Consider the following 17,216-nt stretch of genomic DNA (forward strand, 5'->3'; position numbering starts at 1 on the left):
GGACCAGCGGCATCAACCAGCGTGCGGTTCGCTGGACAATCGCGCAATCCCCATAAACGCCAGCAAGGCTCCGCTTCCAAGAACGGCGGTGATCGTTAGCGCCCAGCTCACGCCGATATTCTCCATCAGCAGGGCGAAGGCGAAGGGCGCGGCCGAGGAGACGATCAGGCGCACTGACATGAGCTGACCCTGGCGGGCGCCGTATCCCTCACTGCCGAAGAGGGCCAGGGGCAATACGCCGCTGACAATGCTGTAAAGCCCGTTGCCCATGCCGAACAGCACGGCGAAGGCCAATGCTCCGGGAACGGAAGGCGCGGTCAGAAGCAGCAGCGCCGCCGAGGCTGGCAGCAGTGTGGCGGAAATCATCGCAAGCCTGATCTGGGACAGGTTTTTGCCGAACATCATGTTGATGAAGCGGCTTGCAACCTGTGCGGGGCCGAAGAGCGTGCCGACCATGACGCCGGCAACGCCGAGCCCCAGCGCGCCGAGAAGCGGCAGCATGTGCACGAGGATGGCCGAGCCGACGAAGCTCTGGAGCGCGAAACCAATTGCCATGAGGATGAAGCCTCTCCGTCGGGCGGCGGCGGGAAGACTGCCATCGACCACTGTGCTCTGCGTGGTGCCATCGGCATTTCCCGTTTCGTTGGGAGGCCGGTCCAGCCGCGACAGCCAGGCGTGGATCGGCAGGCAGATGAAAAGGTTCATCGCCGCGAAGACAAAATATACCTGCTGCCACGACAGTGCGTTGTGGAGCGCCGTAGTGATCGGCCAGAAGATCGTCGAGGCAAAGCCGGCGATCAGCGTCAGATGGACGATACTGCGTTGCGCGGTGTGTGACTGTTGCTGCACGAGAAGAGCAAAGGCGGCGCCATATTGCACCAGGGTCGAGGCAATCTCGATGGCGATCAGCGCCGGCACGAAGGCGATGCCGACCGGCGCCAGGGCGCAGGCGATCAGAGCGGCTGCTGCCGCCAGCGACCCGACCGTCATGATGCGTGCGGCGCCATAGCGGTCCATCCAGCGGCCCGCCCATGGCGCGGCCAGACCGCCGATCAACAGCGCGCCGGAAAGCGCACCGAAGATCCATTCGGTCGGCCATCCGAAGTCGCGCGCCATGGCGGGAGCCAGAATGCTGAAGCTGTAATAGAGTGTGCCATAGCCGATGATTTGCGTCAGGCCGAGCGCCGGGATAACGAGCCGGGATCTTGCGCGAGGTGCGGCTGCTGAAGGGTTTGCGGGCGATTGGTCGAGGCGACCACCGGACGCATCCGCAAGATCGCCGGACATCAGCGATGAGCCTCGGCAATTGCCGCGACCCGGTCACCGCGCTCGTACCAGCCCTTGGATCTGTTCACGACCCAGACGACGGTAAGCATGACTGGCACTTCGATCAGCACGCCGACGACGGTGGCGAGTGCGGCGCCCGAATGGAAGCCGAAGAGGCTGATCGCGGCGGCGACGGCGAGTTCGAAGAAGTTCGATGCTCCGATCAGCGCGGAAGGGCCGGCAACGCAATGTTGTTCGCCGGCAATGCGGTTCAGCAGATAGGCAAGTCCCGCATTGAAATAGACCTGGATCAGGATCGGCACCGCAAGGAGCGCAATGACCAGCGGCTGTGCAACGATCTCTCCGCCCTGGAAGCCGAACAGCAGCACCAGCGTTGCCAGCAGTGCCACGAGCGATACTGGGCCGAGCCTGGCGAGCAGCCGATCGAGCGCTTCCTGGCCGCCTGAGGCAAGCAATCGACGACGCAGGAGTTGTGCGATGATCACTGGAATGACGATGTAGAGGACGACCGACAGGACAAGCGTGCCCCACGGCACGGTGATGGCGGAAAGGCCGAGCAACAGGCCGACGAGTGGCGCAAAGGCGACGACCATGATGGCGTCGTTGAGCGCCACCTGGCTCAGCGTAAAATGCGGTTCGCCCTTGGTCAGGTTCGACCAGACGAACACCATGGCGGTGCAGGGCGCGGCGGCGAGGATGATCAGCCCGGCGATATAGCTGTCGATCTGGCCGGCCGGCAGATAGGGTCGGAACAGCCAGCCGATGAACAGCCAGCCGAGCAGAGCCATCGAAAAGGGTTTCACCGCCCAGTTGATGAACAACGTCACGCCGATGCCGCGCCAATGGCGGCCGACTTCGCCAAGGGCGGCGAAATCGATCTTGAGCAGCATCGGAATGACCATAAGCCAGATCAGCAAGGCAACCGGCAGGTTGACCCGGGCAATCTCGGCCGCGCCGACGGCCTGGAATGCACCGGGCATGATGTGTCCAAGCGCGATGCCGACGACGATGCAGAGTGCGACCCAGAGGGTGAGATAGCGTTCAAAGATCGACATGGTGCTTCCTCAAGCGCTCGCGACACGGCGGCCGTGTTCGTCGACGATGCGCTCGCCGTCCTCCTTGAAGAACTCGCCGAGCTGGGGAGGCAGCAGATCGAGAACCTCTTCGGACGGCCGGCAAAGCTTCACACCCTTCGGGCTGACCACGATCGGCCGGTTGATCAGGATGGGCTGCCGCATCATCGCGTCGAGAAGCTGGTCGTCCGTCAGGTTCGGATCGCCAAGGCCGAGCTCCGCATAGGGCGTGCCCTTTTCCCGCAACAACTCGCGGGTAGCTATTCCCATCCGCGCGATGAGCTGGACTAGCATCGCGCGTGACGGCGGCGTCTTCAGATATTCGATGACATGCGGCTCGATGCCGGCATTGCGGATCAGCGCCACTGTGTTGCGCGAAGTGCCACAGTCAGGGTTGTGGTAAATGATGACATCCATGATCTGTCTCACTTTGCTTTGTCTTCGAGAGCACTTGTTCCAGCGAACTGGGCGATTTGGTTGAAGATGCTGTCTGATTGATTGGCGTCATGCATGGACGGCGTCCTTCTCGGGCTTGCAGCAGGAGGATAGCGCCGCAACGGCCGGGCTGCACACGTCGGGATGGCCCTGGCAGCAGTCGCGCATGAGGAATTCGATGAGACCGGAGAGCGCGGGATAGGCGGCGGTGTAGATGATCGAGCGGCCCTCGCGCCGGGATTCGACCAATCCGGCGTGTTCGAGATGGCTCAGGTGGAAGGACATGCGCGAGGAGGAGGCGCCGTCCATGGCCTCGCCGATCGCGCCGGCTGGCAATCCTTCGGGTCCGGCCGTCACCAGCAGGCGGACGATTCGCAACCGGGTCTCCTGCGAGAGTGCCGCGAAAGCGTCGAGGGCTTGCTTATCGTTCATAGTTGCCTCAATATATCAAGAGTAGTTGAGATAAAGGTACATGAAGATGATTGACGATGCCAGACCCCTGGAGATGAATTTTGACGGTGACGCTTCGCTCGGCGCACTGTTGGGCGCATTGGAGCCGTATGCCGGCAAGGCGCTGGTAATCGATTATGGCGGGCGGACGATTCGGTCCGGCTATCACGTCACCGAGGTGAAGGCCGGCTCATTCGTCACGCTCGACTGCGGCGGAAACCCGGATGCATGGCGTGAGACCGTTCTACAGATCGAGGATATCGCCCAGGAAGGCGAGGGCGACTATTTGTCGGTCGACAAATTCCGAGAAATTCTCGATCAGGTTGCCCAGCGGGTCGAGCTTGATGCTCGCGCGCGGCTTACTTTCGAGGTGGGGCCTCCGAATGCCGCCATGCGGGTTTTCGATGTTGACAGGCTTCGCATGGAGGCCGGTCGCGTCGTATTGCGGCTTGTCGCTCGCGCGGCGATCTGCAAGCCAAGGCACCGTGCCAAGCAGGAGGCAACAACCACATGCTGCGGTCCGAAGGCGGCTGGTGAGAGCTGCTGCGCCGCGTAAAGGTCAAAGGGTGCAATGGAAGGACATTCATTCCGGATGCCTTTCTTTCATTGCAGGCTCAACGAGCTTCTTTTGTCATTCGGCTGCAATCTTGAGGGCGAATAATCTGTAACTGTCGCTCCCCGTCGAATCGGCCGCAACAGAATCGCGTACTCGGGAGTCTCGATCCGGGACCCCGGAATGTGGTTTGTCTGTTCCCCGCCATTGATGGGGATCGCGGCAAATGTCGGAAATGGCGTGTCCGGCGTCGTTGGTGTCACGGATTTGCCCCGGATCTGCCATGTTGGCGGCTTGTCCCATTTCCACGTCTTCATTTAATATTGGCTCGTAAGTGTCGATACATTAAGGACTTTCTTAACGAAGTCTAAACAAATGTGGCGCCCGTGTTGCTGACTTGTGTCCTTTCGGCAACAGGAATTATGTAAGGCTCCTGTGAAACCCCCTTTCCGGCAAGATGTAGATTGCGTGACAGTTCGCGTCTTGTATTTTCAAATTCGGAAGCGCGGGCGATTGATCGTCCACTTCTTGAAACACGAGGATGGGGCAGGGAATACCTTCGGGTAGTTCTCATTCTCGAATGAAACTTTGACTGGAGGTCAATAATGAACATCAAGAGCCTTCTTCTCGGCTCCGCTGCTGCCCTCGTAGCAGTTTCCGGTGCTCGCGCGGCTGACGCTATCGTTGCTGCTGAGCCGGAGCCGCTGGAATACGTTCGCATCTGCGACGCATACGGCGCTGGCTATTTCTTCATTCCGGGCACCGAAACCTGCCTCAAGATCGGCGGTAAGGTTCGTACGGAAGGTCAGTGGTACGACGCCTACAACCCGCAGCACACCACGGGTACGCTCTGGCACACCCGCGCTGAGTTGAACGTCAACACCGCGACCGACACTGAATACGGTCCGCTGAAGACCGAAACCATCATTCGTTGGGATTGGAACGACGGCAACTCCACCAGCACGAACCTGCTGTGGTCGTACATCAGCCTCGGCGGCTTCACCGTTGGTAAGACGGACTCGCAGTTCAACCAGTTCACCGGTTATGCCGGCGACGTCATCAACGACGACGTGGTCTATGACGGCCCGTACGAACTTAACCAGATCACCTACAACTACGACGCCGGCAACGGCTTCACGGCTGTGGTCTCGGTGGAAGACAGCAACTCTGGTCCGGGCGCCACTGGCGTTAACGGCGAAGACAGCCACAACCATTACGCTCCGGACGCTGTTGCCGGTGTTGGCTACAAGGCTGGCGCATGGTCCTTCAAGGTCGTTGGTGGTTATGACTCCATCGTCGAAGAAGGCGCCATCAAGGCTCGCGTCGACGCTGACTTCGGTGCTTTCTCGGCCTTCGTCATGGGCGGCTGGAACACGGACGGCGACAAGCTGAACAAGTACGCTGGCTCGAACGGTGGCGGCGACGCTGCTGATATCGGCTGGGGTGACTGGGCAGTTTGGGGTGGCGTTGGCGTACCGGTCAACGAAAAGCTGAAGTGGAACCTGCAGCTCGCCTACACCGACTCGAAGATCTTTGCTGCTACCACGAACGTCAAGTGGAACCCGGTTAAGAACCTCCTGATCGAGCCGGAAGTCTCCTACACCAACTGGGATTCGATCAACGAAGACCAGTGGGCTGGTATCCTCCGCTTCGAGCGTTCTTTCTAATCTGATTTGACTTCGGTCATGATCTGATTTGTCACGCAAGTGACGAAAAGCCCGGCTTTCGAGCCGGGCTTTTTGCTGTTCGGCGGTAGATGATCGACGTTTGATTCCAACGGGGGAAGGATGTCTTTGCTTACTTTATGTATTAGCTATCTTTAATTGAGGGCGGCTTTATAACTTGAGTGCTGTTTGAAAGTAATTCCAAGTGGCGTTCTGCAGAACGTATCTTTCTTGTGACAATTTTGCGACGTGATTTTTGTGCAACGCGAAATTCGAAACAAGTGTCACACACGCCTATAGTTTGTATCTGATATTGCTCTGAAAAATTCGATCTGTAGGTTCGCAAATCGGAAGCGAGGCTTACTGTCTCGATTCTCCCAGATCAGGGGTCAACTTTGAACGCAAGGTGGGGTGGGGCGCGTCGTTTTTCGGCGTGAATACTCTTGCCTAATTAATTTTGGAACTGGAGTTATTATGAACATCAAGAGCCTTCTTCTCGGCTCCGCTGCTGCGCTGGCAGCAGTTTCCGGTGCTCATGCAGCAGACGCTATCGTTGCTGCCGAGCCCGAGCCGCTTGAATATGTTCGCATCTGCGACGCCTATGGCGCTGGCTACTTCTTCATTCCCGGCACCGAAACCTGCCTGAAGGTCGGTGGCCGCGTTCGTACTGAAGGTGGCTGGTATAACGCCTACAAGGCTGGCCAAGACGCAGGTGCTCGCGGTACCTATTGGCATACCCGTGCTGAACTTTCCCTCGACACCGCGACCGACACCGAATACGGCCCGCTGAAGACCAATACGGTTGCTCGTTGGGACTGGAACGACGGCAATTCGACCACGACGAAGCTCCTCTGGGCTAACATCAGCCTCGGTGGTTTCCTCGTCGGTAAGGCTGATTCGCAGTATTCGACCTTCCTCGGCTATGCCGGCGACGTCATTAACGATGACGTGATCGAATACGGTATCAATGGTACCGACGAACTCAATCAGCTCACCTACAAGTATGATGCCGGCAACGGCTTCACCGCCGTGATCTCGCTGGAAGATTCCAATTCCGGCACGGGCGCAACCGGTGCAAACGGCGAAAACAGCACTGACCACTATGCTCCGGACGTCGTCGCGGGTGCGGGCTACAAGGCCGGCGCATGGCAGTTCCGTGTTGTAGGCGGCTACGACTCCATCGTTGAAGAAGGCGCTGTCAAGGCTCGCGTCGATGCCGACTTCGGCGTCCTTACCGCTTTCGTTATGGGCGGCTACAACACCGATGGCGACAAGCTCAACAAGTATGCCGGTGCCGGCGGTGCTGGTCTTGGCTGGGGTGACTGGGCTGTCTGGGGTGGCGTTGGCGTTCCGATCAACGACAAGCTGAAGTGGAACCTGCAGCTTGCCTATGACGACCTGAAAACTTTCTCTGCGACGACGAACGTCAAGTTCAACCCTGTCAAGGACCTGCTGATCGAGCCGGAATTGACCTACGTGAACTATGACGCTGTCAACAAGGACACCTGGGCTGGTATCATTCGCTTCCAGCGCACGTTCTAATTTGGTTCGAAGAACCGGATTTGACATAGCTCATATTCTGATCTGACCTCCGATCAGAAGGGATTGGCCCGGTTTTCCCAACCGGGCCTTTTCTGTTTCGGTCCCACCCCGTCGTCTCAGAATCAGAGCGTTGCGAGGAAATCCCTGATTGCGGCCGGGATATCGCCGACATGCAGGATCGGCGCGTGTCCTTGTCCGAGGGCAATCTTTGCCGTCATGCCGGGATGGCGCCTTGCCATTTCCTCGACCGTGGCGGTCGCCAAAAGCTTGGAGTTCTCCCCGCGAATCACCATCAGCGGGATGGTCTGAAACGCCTCGAATTGTGGCCACAGATCCGGAAGCGGCGCTTCGAGGTCCAGCGATTGCATCTGCGCGGCAATGGCGGGATCGTAATCAGCGGCGATCTTCCCGTCCGTGACGGTGTAGATCGCCCGCGCCATGTCGCGCCAATCCTCCTCCGCCAGCGCCGTGAAGGTGCCGCCGTGATTTTCCCGCAGGATGTCGACAGCCTCGCTCCAGTCGCCGGGCTTCCTGTCGCGGTTCAGATAGTCGCGGATATCGCCAAGCCCTTCCTTCTCCAGAACAGGGCCGATATCGTTGAGGATGACCGCTTTTAGAAGATCCGGATGGCTGACGGTCAATAGATGCAGGACGAGGCCGCCACGCGATGTGCCGATGAAGACCGCCTTGGATATGTGGAGTGCTGCGCACATCGCAAGCACGTCCTGGGCTTCCACAACGAGATTATAATGGCTTTTGTCGTCATCCCAGGCCGACAGGCCGCGCCCTCGGGCATCGAGCGTGATCACCCTGCGCGGCGCAATCGCATCGCTGGACAAGAGTAGTGCCAGTTGATGAAAATCCCGCGAATTGCGGGTCAGTCCCGGCAGGCAGATGACGGGCGGCAGTCCGCTAACCGATGAACGGTCGCCGCCATAATCACGCGCATGGAGTTTCAGTCCGTCCGGTGCGGTGATCGTCCTGACAATAAAGCCGCTCTCATCGCTGCTGCTCATGAATAGTCCCTCGTGGATGATATCTCACGAGGGATGTAACGTCATTTTGCAGTTTGCGACAATCGGAGTTGCGAGGAGGGAGATCAGCCGCGGCCGTAGATCAGGTCGCGTTCGATATCGGTCTTCTGGCCGAGCCGCGCCTTGTAGACCTGATAATTTTCCATGACGCGCTGGACGTAATTGCGCGTTTCGGGGAAGGGGATGCGTTCGATCCAGTCCACGACGTCGTCGATCGACTTGCCGCGCGGATCGCCATAGCGGCTGATCCATTCCGGCACTTTGTTCGGGCCGGCATTATAGGCGATAAAGGTCAGGATGTAGGAGCCGCCGAAGGCGTCGATCTGTTCGCCGAGGTAGTGAGCGCCGAGCGTCGCGTTATAGCCGGCATCCTGCGTCAGCTTGGCGTCGGAATAGGTCATGCCGTGACGGCCGGCGACTGCCTTGGCCGTCTTCGGCAGAAGCTGCAGCAGGCCGCGCGCATTGGCCGAGGAGACCGCCGCCGGATTGAAGGCGCTTTCCTGCCGGGCGATGGCATAGGCGAGCGCCTTGCCCGAGCCGGTAATATTGGCATTGTCCGGAATGACGCCGATCGGGAAAGCAAGCGCGGCGACATCGACGCCACGGCCATAGGCGATCTTGCCGACCTGAAGGGAAAGCTGATGATTGCCGGAACGCTCGGCCTGCGCTGCCAGCATTGCGATCTCGCCGGGGCTATCCAATTGCTTTGCCAGCGCCCGATAGAGAGCCTCGGCTCGCCAACCGTGACCCGCCGCCTCCAGCCGCGTGATCGCCTGGACGGCTTCACGCGATTGGAAAAGCCGCCGGTCTTCGCTTGTCGGTGAGGGGTAGGTGACGTTCAATGTCCGCCGGCCAAGCTTCTCGGCGGCGAGCTGGCCATAGAAGGTGCTGGGATAGGAGGCGGCCTTCGAATAGAATTCTGAAGCCTTGCCGGGACCGCCGGCTTCGGCGGAGCGGCCAAGCCAGTACCAGGCGCGCGACTGCGAGATCGGGCCGTTCGAAACCTGCAGGATCTTGCGGAAATGCACCGAGGCTGCGGCGCCGTCCTGCAGGCCGCGCAGCGCATACCAGCCGGCATGGAATTCCGCCTCGCCGACATCTTGCGGGCTCTCCGCCGCACTGGCGTCGACGACGCGATAAGCAGATTTGAAGTTACCCTGGTCGACCAGGCCGCGGCTGACGATGCGCTGCTCGTTCCACCATGCTCCGGCATTGACAAGTGCCCCGCGGTCGCGCGGGATCTGCGTCAGGAGGCTGGCGGCATCGTCATATTTGTCCTGGCGGCGCAGGTTCTCGATCCGCATGAAGAGATAGGCGGGATCCTTGCGCCATTGCGCATCGATAGTGGCAAGCAGGGTCCCGGCATTGGCCGAGCGATTGTTGACCGCCGCCCAAGCCTTGTAGAGCGACTGCGCCTTGCCGAGATCGCCGAAGCGCTTGGCCTGCGCGGTGCGGTCGCGATAAAGCAGAAAATCCATGCGCGCCTTGTGATCGGCCGGCGTCAGCAGGCTGGAGAATTCGGCGAGGATCTTATCTTCGAAGGATTTATCCAGAGCTTCATCGCGCCAGATCTTGCGGATGAGCTTGGCAGCTTGCGCCGATGCACCGCGCGAAACCAGCGCTCGCGACAGGATCACGCTGCCTTCCGGCGTTTCCGGCTGTGTGTTGCCGAAGGCGGCAAGCACTTGATCGGCCGGCGGATTTTCGGTGTAGAGCGCCCGTTCGGAGTTGGCGCGCAGGCTGCCGAGACCCGGCCATCCCACAAGCTCGCGCGCTGCTGCTGCGATTTCGCCAGAGGGAACGCCGGCCTGGCCCGAGGTCGCGATCGCCCAGGTCAGGATATGACGGTCGAGCGTCCCCTGGCCCATGCTGTTGCGGACAGCGAGCGCCTGCATCGGGTTCTTGTTGGAAAGGGCGTCGAGGCCGGCCTTGAGGTCGCCGCTGAGAGGCGCGACGGCGGTTCCGCGCGGGATGGATCCCGTGTTCAGCGGATCCGGCATGGTCATCGCCACATCGGTTGCCCTGCGCGGCAGTGTCTGTTCACCGGGGAGTTGTGATGCAAAACTACTCCACGCGACCGCCACGCCCGCAGCCGCAGTCAGGATCACGAGAGGTCTTTTCATCCGGTTACTCACAACAAAAAACAGGTCCCTTCCATTTGCCGAAGTTTATATTAACGAAACCTTAGCGTTGGCTCGAATTTCAATCAATTATGATATCGGAAACTGCTCTTCACCAATGAAAGCGTGCTTGTCGCCGGCAAGTCGGCGCTTTATGGTGCGCGGATTCATAACCATGGATTGCGGCTGAAGCGTGAAAGCGCCGCCGCGAGGAGACTTGCATGTTCCAGGGGTCCATTCCCGCACTCGTTACGCCCTTCACTGACGCCGGCAAGGTGGATGAAGCATCCTTCGCTTCCCATGTCGATTGGCAGATCAAAGAGGGCAGCAGCGGGCTCGTTCCCGTCGGCACGACGGGAGAATCGCCGACCCTGTCGCATGATGAGCATAAGCGTGTCGTCGAGCTCTCGATCGAAGTTGCAAACAAGCGCGTCCCGGTCATGGCCGGTGCCGGCTCCAACAATACCCGCGAGGCGATCGAGCTTGCCCAGCACGCCGAAAAGGTGGGCGCCAATGCGGTGCTGGTCGTCACCCCTTACTACAACAAGCCGACACAGAAGGGGCTTTACGCGCATTTCTCGGCGATTGCCGAAGCGGTGAAGCTGCCGATCTATATCTACAATATTCCCGGTCGCTCGGTTGTCGACATGACGCCGGAGACCATGGGCGCGCTTACCAAGGCCTATGCGAACATCGTCGGCGTCAAGGACGCGACGGGCAAGATCGAGCGCGTGTCCGAGCAGCGTATCACTTGCGGCAACGACTTCCGTCAGCTTTCCGGCGAGGATGCGACGGCGCTCGGCTTCAACGCTCACGGCGGCGTCGGCTGCATTTCGGTGACGGCGAACGTCGCGCCGCGCCTTTGCGCCGAATTCCAGGCTGCGACGCTTGCTGGCGATTATGCCAAGGCGCTCGCCTATCAGGATCGGTTGATGCCGTTGCACAAGGCGATCTTCCTGGAGCCAGGCCTCTGCGGTGCCAAGTATGGTCTCTCCCGTCTCGGCCGGATGAGCCGCAACGTGCGCTCGCCGTTGCTCTCGACGCTGGAGCCAGGCACGGAAGCGGCCATCGATGCCGCCATGCGCCATGCCGGCCTGTTGAACTGACGGCAACACCGACGCTAGCCCTATTCGAGACCGCTCTCTTCACAAGGAGGGCGGTCTCGCTTATTTAAGGTCTGGAACCTCGGAATTGACGCACGAAAAAGAAGAAGAAAAATCATGGCCCCCAAAGGCAGCCAACGCGTAGTGAAGAAGATTGTCGCGGAGAACCGCAAGGCGCGCTTCAATTACGAGATCATCGATACCTATGAGGCCGGCATCGTGCTGATGGGCACAGAGGTCAAGTCCCTGCGCGAAGGCAAGGCGAATATCGCCGAATCCTATGCCTCGGACGAGGACGGCGAGATCTGGCTGATCAATTCCTATTTGCCGGAATATCTGCAGGCGAACCGCTTCAATCACGAACCGCGCCGCCGCCGCAAGCTGTTGCTCTCAGGCCGTGAGATCGGCCGGCTACGCTCAGGCATCAATCGCGAAGGCATGACGCTGATCCCGTTGAAGATCTATTTCAACGACAATGGTCGCGCCAAGCTCGAATTGGCGCTCGCCAAGGGCAAGAAGCTTCACGACAAGCGTCAATCCGAGAAAGAACGCGACTGGAACCGGCAGAAGGGCCGCATTCTCAAAGACAACAGGTGAGGGTGAGGAGCGGTCGGGCAAAGCCCGAGCAATCGATCCTGCGAATCGATTGCAGCGACAAACGCCCTGAGCCAAAGCGAAGGGCCGGTGGCGCAGCGAACACTGGACGTATTCGCTGCGGGTTTACCTATTCCTCGGCATCAGCCGCAGTAGCTGCCGGCTCGGCTGGGCGCGGCGGGCGATCGGAGGGATCGCGGCCGATTTCAGCTTTTAGCGACACGAGATCAATGAAGTGATCGGCCTGGCGGCGCAGATCGTCGGCGATCATCGGCGGCTGAGTGGCCATCGTCGAGATAACCGACACCTTGCGGCCGCGACGCTGCAACGCTTCCACCAGGGTGGTGAAGTCGCCGTCGCCGGAGAAGATCACCAGATGATCGACGGTTTCGGACTGCTCCATGGCGTCGATCGCCAGCTCGATATCCATGTTGCCCTTGATCTTGCGGCGCCCCATGGAGTCGGTGAATTCTTTCGCTGGCTTGGTGATGACCTTATAGCCATTATAGTCGAGCCAGTCGATCAGCGGGCGGATCGAGGAATATTCCTGATCCTCGATCAGAGCGGTGTAATAGTAGGCACGCAGCAAATATCCGCGCTTTTGGAACGCCTTCAACAGCTTACGGTAGTCAATATCAAAACCGAGGCTCTTGGATGCGGCGTAGAGATTGGCGCCGTCTATAAAAAGGGCAATTTTTTCGCGTGGGTCGAACATCGCTTACATATCCACTGTTATCAAAATGCAATTACTGTACTCAAAATGTAGCCAAAACAATGTCTTGCATGACGCCGGCGAACAATTCATATTACTTTATGAATCATTCATATAACCAAGATTTAGGGCACGAAATCCGATATTCCAAGCAATCTTAAGTAGAATCCTTGATTTGTCTAATGAATTTTAGCGCATTGGGGAGGGATTGGGACCCCTGGAGCAGGAAAAACTTGAATTTGCCTTCGTTTGCTTGTATCGGCGTGCTACTCCGAGACATGATGACGACATCACGACCGCAAAGGACAGGCAATGGCCCGTGTCACAGTAGAAGATTGCATTGATAAAGTTGAGAACCGGTTCGAGCTCGTGTTGCTCGCCAGCCATCGCGCCCGCCTGATTTCGCAGGGCTCCTCGATCACCATAGACCGCGACAATGACAAGAACCCTGTCGTGGCCTTGCGCGAAATCGCCGACGAGACGCTGTCTCCCGACGATCTCAAGGAAGACCTGATCCATTCGCTGCAGAAGCACGTCGAAATCGACGAGCCGGAACCCGATCCGGCAAGCCTCCTGGCTGCTGGCGGCAGCGTTTCGGCTTCGGGCGACGAAGAAGAAGATGCTCCGGAAGCCGTCACGTTCGACCAGATGTCGGAAGAAGAGCTGCTGGCCGGCATCGAAGGCCTTGTTCCGCCAGAAAAAAGCGACGATTACTGATCGTCGAGCTTGATGCTCTAACCAAGAGCGATATGATGAAGTAATGTGTGCGCCGGTCGTATGACTGGCGCGCTTTCGTTTTTGCTGGAGTAGCTTGGGAATGATGCGGCAGTACGAGCTTGTTGAGCGTGTGCAGAAATACAAGCCCGATGCCAACGAAGCTCTTCTTAACAAAGCCTATGTCTATGCGATGCAGAAGCATGGACAGCAGAAACGCGCCAGTGGCGACCCCTATATTTCCCATCCTCTCGAAGTCGCCGCCATCCTGACCGACATGCGTCTGGATGAATCGACGATTGCCGTCGCCCTCCTGCACGATACGATCGAAGATACGACCGCGACCCGCGCTGAAATCGACGAGCTGTTCGGCGAGGATATCGGCCGTCTGGTTGAAGGTCTGACCAAGATCAAGAAGCTCGATCTTGTCACCAAGAAGGCGAAGCAGGCGGAAAACCTGCGCAAGCTGTTGCTCGCCATTTCCGACGATGTCCGCGTGCTCCTGGTGAAGCTCGCCGACCGCCTGCACAATATGCGCACGCTCGACCATATGTCGCCGGAGAAGCGCGCCCGCATCTCCGAAGAGACGATGGAAATCTATGCGCCGCTCGCCGGCCGCATGGGCATGCAGGACATGCGCGAAGAGCTGGAGGAGCTTTCCTTCCGCCATATCAACCCCGAAGCGCATGACACTGTCACCAAGCGTCTCGAGGAACTGTCGCGGCGCAACGAAGGCCTGGTGAAGAAGATCGAGGTGGAGCTGCGCGACCTGCTCGTCGCCAATGGCCTTGCCAATGCGATGGTCAAGGGACGGCAGAAGAAGCCTTACTCGGTCTTCCGCAAGATGCAGTCGAAGTCGCTGTCCTTCGAACAGCTATCCGATGTCTATGGCTTCCGCCTGCTGGTCGACGATATTCCCTCCTGCTATCGCGCGCTCGGCATCGTGCATACGCGCTGGCGCGTCGTGCCCGGCCGGTTCAAGGATTACATCTCGACGCCGAAGCAGAACGACTATCGCTCGCTGCACACCACCATCGTTGGTCCGTCCAGCCAGCGCATCGAGCTGCAGATCCGCACCAAGCGCATGCATGAAATCGCCGAATTCGGCATTGCCGCCCATGCGCTCTACAAGGACAAGGACGGCAACAGCAATGGCGACGGCGAGCTGCTGTCGCGCGAAAGCAATGCCTATTCCTGGCTGCGCCACACCATCGAGGCACTGGCCGAAGGCGACAGCCCGGAAGAGTTCCTTGAACATACCAAGCTTGAGCTCTTCCAGGATCAGGTTTTCTGCTTCACGCCGAAGGGCAAGCTGATCGCGCTGCCGCGCGGCGCCACGCCGATCGATTTCGCCTATGCGGTTCACACCAATATCGGCGACACCACCGTCGGCGCCAAGATCAACGGCCGCATCATGCCGCTGGTGACGCGCCTGACCAATGGCGATGAAGTCGAGATCATCCGCTCCGGCGTGCAGGTTCCGCCGGCCGCCTGGGAAGAAATCGTCGTGACCGGCAAGGCGCGCGCCGCCATCCGCCGTGCCACGCGTCTTGCCATCCGCAAGCAATATGCCGGCCTCGGTCACCGGATTCTGGAGCGCACCTTCGAGCGCGCCGGCAAGGTCTTTTCGCGCGAGGCGCTGAAGCCGGCGCTGCATCGCCTCGGCCAGAAGGATGTCGAGGACGCGATTGCCGCCGTCGGACGCGGGGAGATGTCGTCGCTCGATGTACTGCGCGCCGTCTATCCCGACCATCAGGACGAGCGCGTGACCGTCAAGCCCGCCGGCGACGAAGGTTGGTTCAACGTCCGTAGCGCCTCCGGTATGATCTTCAAGATCCCCGGCAAGACCAAGGCGGATCTCGCCGCGAGCATCGAGGGTATCGATGCCCTGCCGATCCGCGGCCTGGCGGCGGATGTCGAAGTGCATTTCGCCCCGACCGGCGCCGTGCCCGGCGATCGGATCGTCGGCATCATGGAAAAAGGCAAGGGGATCACCATCTATCCGATCCAGTCGCCGGTGCTGCAGCGCTTCGACGATCAGCCGGAGCGCTGGATCGACGTGCGCTGGGATCTGGACGAGGCCAACAAGTCCCGCTTTGGCGCCCGGATCCTGATCAATGCGCTGAACGAGCCGGGCACGCTTGCCAAGGTCGCCCAGACGGTTGCCGGCATCGATGTCAATATCCGCATTCTCAACACGGTGCGCGTCGCCGCCGACTTTACCGAGATGGCTCTGGATGTCGAAGTCTGGGATCTGCGTCAGCTCAACCAGCTCCTAGTGCAGCTGAAAGAGCTCGACTGCATTGCCACTGTAAAGCGGCTTTACGAATAATTATCTCTAGCGATGACCTTGATCCGGCGAGGCTGCATATTTTGTGACCAATTTATGGTCAAATCCGACCGCCTTTATGTGTAGCCATGCGATATGTGCATGGCTGCATGGGTTTTACAGCGTTGGTAATTAACCTTTGCAACGCTTATCTTCTGGTCATCGAAGAAACGTAACAGAGATGAGAGAAGACAATGTTTGGTCCTATCAAGAAATTCGCCCGCGCCTTGCGTGTTCCGAGTGCTGAAGAGCGCGAAATGGCTTACCTGAACGGCTCGCACGACCGTTTTGACCTTGAATATCGTCAGCGTCAGGTCGATCGCGGCATGTTCCGTCAGCGTTAATCGCTGACAATACTTTCGAATGGGAAGGGGCGTGACAGTTGCTGCGCCCTTGGAGCATCCCGCCACAAGCGGATTGAATGTTCCTGATCCAAAAGCTAGAGCGGTTATTGGTGTTTTGAACACCCAGTGCTCTGAAAAGCAGCGCATTGCGGCTGGACAATCAGCGCATGAACGCTTTGTCGCTCTTGTCATGACGGCCCTCAGTGCACTAGATAAGCCGCATGTTATTTCGACGCCGAAAACCACTGACGTTCAGGGAGAAACTGCGGGAGCATCTATGGCCCCGTAAGGGTTTCATCCGCTCGTTCCAATATTTTGGAAAACGCCTCGTGCGCCTCGCCGCTTCGCCACATTCGGTGGCGGCTGGCTTTGCGGCGGGCATTGTCGTTTCCTGGACCCCGTTCATCGGTGTGCATTTTGTGATGGCGATCATCATCGCCTATCTGATCGGCGGCAATGTGATTGCGTCCGCGCTTGGCTGTCTGGCCGCCGGCAATCCTATTACCTATCCCTTCATCTGGGCGTTCACCTGGGAAATCGGCCATCTGATCCTGGCGCGCGACAGCGGCGGGCAGGGCGCTGGCATCGATCTGCCGGCGCTGTGGCACAAGGGCGATCTCTCGCAAATTTGGGACCCGGTTCTGAAACCGATGTTGATCGGCGGCATTCCGCCGGCAATCGTTTCGGGCGTCGTCGTCTATGCCTTGACCTATTACGGTGTGAAGAGCTTCAAGACCCGCCGCAAGGAGCGGCTGATGCAGCGTGCCCGCGAGCGCATGTCGCTTGCCGACAACGCATCCGGCGTCTGACGGGCGCTGATATCGCCGCGGCCAGCTGGAGGGCTTCTCATGATCATCGGGATCGGCAGCGACCTTATCGACATCCGGCGCGTCGAGAAATCGATCGAGCGTTTCGGCACCCGCTTCACCGAGCGCTGTTTCACCGACATCGAGCGCGCCAAATCCGAAGGGCGCAAGAACAAGGCCGCTTCCTACGCCAAGCGTTTCGCCGCCAAGGAAGCCTGTTCCAAAGCACTCGGCACCGGTCTGGCGCAAGGCGTTTTCTGGCGAGACATGGGGGTGGTCAACCTGCCGAGCGGCAAACCGACCATGCAATTGACGGGCGGAGCAGCCAGGAGGCTGGCCGCCTTGCTGCCGGAAAATCACCGCGCCGCCATTCATTTGACGATAACGGATGATTTCCCTCTCGCTCAAGCCTTTGTGATTATCGAGGCACTGCCGATTGCGGGCTGAATGACGGCC

At 59.2% G+C, this 17,216-nt stretch carries 17 protein-coding genes; 10 read left to right on the forward strand and 7 right to left on the reverse strand.

Features of this window, described 5'->3' with window-relative positions:
* Window positions 1-12 precede the first annotated feature (12 nt).
* The 4 genes from arsK to AB6803_RS12935 all read right to left on the reverse strand — a co-directional run bounded on the left by arsK (window position 13) and on the right by AB6803_RS12935 (window position 3,227).
* The gene (arsK, locus tag AB6803_RS12920; RefSeq protein ID WP_371109265.1) at window positions 13-1,287 is read right to left on the reverse strand and encodes an arsenite efflux MFS transporter ArsK; all 1,275 of its coding nucleotides are present in this window, start codon (window positions 1,285-1,287) and stop codon (window positions 13-15) included.
* Window positions 1,287-2,342 carry an ACR3 family arsenite efflux transporter gene (gene arsB / locus AB6803_RS12925; RefSeq protein ID WP_371109266.1) on the reverse strand — a complete coding sequence of 352 codons (1,056 nt, stop codon included), beginning with the start codon at window positions 2,340-2,342 and terminating at the stop codon, window positions 1,287-1,289. The genes arsK and arsB overlap by 1 nt, the downstream gene beginning before the upstream one ends.
* Before the next feature lie 9 nt (window positions 2,343-2,351).
* Window positions 2,352-2,777, reverse strand: a complete 426-nt coding sequence (gene arsC, locus AB6803_RS12930; protein ID WP_371109267.1) for an arsenate reductase (glutaredoxin) — start codon at window positions 2,775-2,777, stop codon at window positions 2,352-2,354.
* Between the two features lie 87 nt (window positions 2,778-2,864).
* A complete protein-coding gene (locus AB6803_RS12935) occupies window positions 2,865-3,227 on the reverse strand; it encodes an ArsR/SmtB family transcription factor (protein WP_371109268.1) in 363 nt (120 codons plus the stop codon).
* Window positions 3,228-3,267: 40 nt separating this feature from the next.
* Here AB6803_RS12935 and AB6803_RS12940 point away from each other — a divergent pair, with 40 nt between their 5' ends.
* From AB6803_RS12940 to AB6803_RS12950, 3 genes are all read left to right on the forward strand, one after another.
* Window positions 3,268-3,801: a DUF6428 family protein gene (locus tag AB6803_RS12940; protein ID WP_371109269.1), complete on the forward strand. Its 534-nt coding sequence runs from the start codon at window positions 3,268-3,270 to the stop codon at window positions 3,799-3,801.
* Window positions 3,802-4,403: 602 nt separating this feature from the next.
* Entirely contained in the window at window positions 4,404-5,465 is a 1,062-nt protein-coding gene (locus AB6803_RS12945) for a porin (RefSeq protein ID WP_371109270.1), read from the forward strand.
* A 471-nt stretch (window positions 5,466-5,936) separates the two neighbouring features.
* Complete coding sequence (locus tag AB6803_RS12950; protein WP_371109271.1) at window positions 5,937-7,004, forward strand: porin; 1,068 nt, start codon at window positions 5,937-5,939, stop codon at window positions 7,002-7,004.
* Window positions 7,005-7,126: 122 nt separating this feature from the next.
* Here the strand turns inward: AB6803_RS12950 and AB6803_RS12955 are convergent, their stop codons facing one another.
* Both AB6803_RS12955 and AB6803_RS12960 read right to left on the reverse strand, forming a co-directional pair.
* Window positions 7,127-8,020, reverse strand: coding sequence for an alpha/beta fold hydrolase (locus AB6803_RS12955; RefSeq protein ID WP_371109272.1), 894 nt, complete (start codon window positions 8,018-8,020; stop codon window positions 7,127-7,129).
* A gap of 83 nt (window positions 8,021-8,103) precedes the next feature.
* Window positions 8,104-10,161, reverse strand: coding sequence for a lytic transglycosylase domain-containing protein (locus AB6803_RS12960; protein ID WP_371109273.1), 2,058 nt, complete (start codon window positions 10,159-10,161; stop codon window positions 8,104-8,106).
* Window positions 10,162-10,379: 218 nt separating this feature from the next.
* On the opposite strand from AB6803_RS12960, the gene dapA reads away from it, so the two are divergent.
* Window positions 10,380-11,264: a 4-hydroxy-tetrahydrodipicolinate synthase gene (gene dapA / locus AB6803_RS12965; RefSeq protein ID WP_371109274.1), complete on the forward strand. Its 885-nt coding sequence runs from the start codon at window positions 10,380-10,382 to the stop codon at window positions 11,262-11,264.
* A gap of 114 nt (window positions 11,265-11,378) precedes the next feature.
* On the forward strand, window positions 11,379-11,858 hold the full coding sequence (smpB, locus tag AB6803_RS12970; RefSeq protein WP_007693105.1) for an SsrA-binding protein SmpB: 480 nt from the start codon (window positions 11,379-11,381) through the stop codon (window positions 11,856-11,858).
* A gap of 127 nt (window positions 11,859-11,985) precedes the next feature.
* Here the strand turns inward: smpB and AB6803_RS12975 are convergent, their stop codons facing one another.
* Window positions 11,986-12,570: an NYN domain-containing protein gene (locus AB6803_RS12975; protein WP_371109275.1), complete on the reverse strand. Its 585-nt coding sequence runs from the start codon at window positions 12,568-12,570 to the stop codon at window positions 11,986-11,988.
* A 309-nt stretch (window positions 12,571-12,879) separates the two neighbouring features.
* Here AB6803_RS12975 and rpoZ point away from each other — a divergent pair, with 309 nt between their 5' ends.
* The 5 genes from rpoZ to acpS all read left to right on the forward strand — a co-directional run bounded on the left by rpoZ (window position 12,880) and on the right by acpS (window position 17,207).
* Window positions 12,880-13,284, forward strand: coding sequence for a DNA-directed RNA polymerase subunit omega (gene rpoZ, locus AB6803_RS12980; RefSeq protein WP_371109276.1), 405 nt, complete (start codon window positions 12,880-12,882; stop codon window positions 13,282-13,284).
* A gap of 100 nt (window positions 13,285-13,384) precedes the next feature.
* Window positions 13,385-15,613 (forward strand): bifunctional (p)ppGpp synthetase/guanosine-3',5'-bis(diphosphate) 3'-pyrophosphohydrolase, encoded by a 2,229-nt coding sequence (locus tag AB6803_RS12985; RefSeq protein WP_371109277.1) that lies wholly within the window; start codon window positions 13,385-13,387, stop codon window positions 15,611-15,613.
* Between the two features lie 191 nt (window positions 15,614-15,804).
* On the forward strand, window positions 15,805-15,954 hold the full coding sequence (locus AB6803_RS12990; protein WP_007693095.1) for a DUF3563 family protein: 150 nt from the start codon (window positions 15,805-15,807) through the stop codon (window positions 15,952-15,954).
* Between the two features lie 221 nt (window positions 15,955-16,175).
* Window positions 16,176-16,763 carry a DUF2062 domain-containing protein gene (locus AB6803_RS12995; RefSeq protein WP_371109278.1) on the forward strand — a complete coding sequence of 196 codons (588 nt, stop codon included), beginning with the start codon at window positions 16,176-16,178 and terminating at the stop codon, window positions 16,761-16,763.
* A 39-nt stretch (window positions 16,764-16,802) separates the two neighbouring features.
* Entirely contained in the window at window positions 16,803-17,207 is a 405-nt protein-coding gene (acpS, locus tag AB6803_RS13000) for a holo-ACP synthase (protein ID WP_371109279.1), read from the forward strand.
* The last annotated feature ends 9 nt before the right edge of the window (window positions 17,208-17,216 follow it).

Source organism: Rhizobium sp. RCC_161_2, assembly GCF_041355235.1.
Lineage (GTDB): Bacteria > Pseudomonadota > Alphaproteobacteria > Rhizobiales > Rhizobiaceae > Rhizobium.